This window comes from Pseudarthrobacter sp. CC12 (genome assembly GCF_039907755.1).
Lineage (GTDB): Bacteria > Actinomycetota > Actinomycetes > Actinomycetales > Micrococcaceae > Arthrobacter > Arthrobacter niigatensis.
Map to the genome: position 1 here is coordinate 1 of NZ_JARDJH010000078.1, position 1,616 is coordinate 1,616.

2 protein-coding genes are annotated in these 1,616 nt (G+C 57.9%); one reads left to right on the forward strand and one right to left on the reverse strand.

Annotated features, from left to right (window positions below; translation table 11 throughout):
- Window positions 1–660, forward strand: a 660-nt coding sequence (locus tag PV772_RS22880; RefSeq protein ID WP_347887684.1) for an IS3 family transposase, incomplete at its 5' end; no start/stop codon positions are given.
- A 43-nt stretch (window positions 661–703) separates the two neighbouring features.
- Here the strand turns inward: PV772_RS22880 and PV772_RS22885 are convergent.
- Window positions 704–1,411: a hypothetical protein gene (locus PV772_RS22885; RefSeq protein ID WP_347887685.1), complete on the reverse strand. Its 708-nt coding sequence runs from the start codon at window positions 1,409–1,411 to the stop codon at window positions 704–706.
- Between the last annotated feature and the right edge of the window lie 205 nt (window positions 1,412–1,616).

Genomic DNA, 1,616 nt, shown 5'->3' on the forward strand with positions numbered 1-1,616 from the left:
CACAGTGAACTGCTCAATCTCGGCTGGGCAGTGGCAAAAAAGACCGTGCTGAAGTTGATGCGGACACTCGGCCTTCTATGCAAAGTCCGACGCAGGAAGCGCTACAACTCCTACCAAGGCGAGGCAGGCATCATCGCACCCAACCTCCTGAACAGGAAGTTTGACGCCGCTGCCCCAAACCAGAAGTGGGTCACCGACGTGACCGAGTTCAGTGTCGGGGACCGCAAGCTCTACCTCTCGCCTGTCATGGACCTCTTCGACCGGCAGATTATTGCCCACAGCATCAGCACATCCCCGAACCTGGATCTAACTAACAACTCCTTGCGGGCAGCCCTGACATGCTTGGAGCCCGGGCAGCAACCCCTCGTGCATTCCGACCAGGGGTTCCAGTACCAGCACATCTCGTGGCGGGGCCTCTTGGCGAACGTCGGCGCAGTCCAATCAATGTCCCGCAAAGCCAACTGCTACGACAACGCCGTGATGGAAAACTTCTTCGGACACCTCAAGGAAGAACTCTTCCACCGTGTCCGCTTCCTCAGCATCGACGCACTCACCACGGCGCTGCACGAGTACATCCGCTGGTACAACACCGAAAGAATCTCCACCAAGCTCAAGGGTCTGAGCCCTGTGCAGTACCGTGCGCAAGTTCTTGCGGCCTAAGTCCTATTGAGCCGAACTTTTACGGCCCGGCCTGCTGTCCCTGTTAATCAGCGACTGTAAGGCGGGCAAGTGTGGTTGTTGGCAGTCCTAAGGCAGTCAGTGAAGCATGAATTTGATAACCCCCGGGCACGAGCCCATCAAGTTCGGGGTTATTTAGCAAGGTTGGAAGGACGGTTTGTTGCCCCGGGCCTAAGGGAGGCAGTTGAGCCACCTTGCCGTGGGCGTACCAGCCGTTTCCGATCCTGTTTCCTTCATGGTCGAGAACGATTCCCTGGACGTGGCCATGGTCTTCTTCGCTCGGATTCCAAGGGCTGGCGGAGTCATTGATTAGGACGACGGCAATTTCCGGTGGTGAACCCTTTGTCAGGGTGAAGTTTGGTTTTGACCACTCCAGGCGCAACCCTTGTCGCCGCGACTCCTGCACCGGGATTGGGAGATAGCTCGCGGGACTGGCGAATTGCCATCCGTTCCTGTCGCGATGCAACTGCACAAGAACCCATCGACCCGGGCTTGCTTGATCGGGCGCGCCAAGTACAAGCACCTCCAGTGCCCAAGAAGGGTAGGAAGTTTGCAGGCGTCTCCAACCTCTCAGGGGGAAATCGTCCAATGCCCGGGGCGGGAGCACTTTCTCCGCCCCAAACCAGCGCGAGACGATCTCATCCCAGCTCACTCCAACTTCGTGGAGGGTGGAGCGCTCAACCTCCCATGGTCCGAGCTGAACCATCAGCAACTCTGAATTCTTGTTCCCCATGGCACTCATTCTGCCCCAGCTAACCTGGCTGCAGCTTGTCCATGTTAGGAACCCTCCACGGGAGAAGCGACCCACACGGCGGCGCCTGCCGAATAAGCGAAGAAGTCCCCGTCCCAAGTGGGGCGAGGACTTCTTCGAGAACCGCAGCTAAGCCCTTAGAGTTGACCTCGTACATTTACGAGTCCAACTTTCGGGGACCAGTTCA